The sequence below is a fragment of the Nocardia sp. NRRL WC-3656 genome, assembly GCF_000720265.1.
Lineage (GTDB): Bacteria > Actinomycetota > Actinomycetes > Mycobacteriales > Mycobacteriaceae > Nocardia > Nocardia nova.
Genome location: NZ_JOJF01000137.1, coordinates 1 through 265 on the forward strand (window position 1 = coordinate 1; position 265 = coordinate 265).

The following is a 265-nucleotide window of genomic DNA, read 5'->3' on the forward strand; positions in this document are numbered from 1 at the left end:
AGCGGTGGGCGGCATGGTCGCCGGCAAGTTCGCGCCGATGGTGTTCCCCCGGATCGGCAGCAGTCGCTTGGCCATGGGCCTGGTACACGGCACCGCCGGTGCGATATCGGGTTTGGGTGCGGCGTCGCTGGTGGCCGGCTGGCCGCAGCATTACGACCAGGTGCTGGCGCCGCTGCTCAACGGCGCATTCGCCGGGGGCGTGTATTCCCGCAGCGGAGCCCATCCGCCGGCGATCGACGGCGGCGCGACATTCACACCGCCCGAC

At 71.3% G+C, this 265-nt stretch carries 1 protein-coding gene; it reads left to right on the top strand.

The window, feature by feature from the left end; all coding sequences use genetic code 11:
* Positions 1 to 265: hypothetical protein (locus IG65_RS38825; RefSeq protein ID WP_036526739.1), on the top strand; the 265-nt coding region annotated here is incomplete at both ends.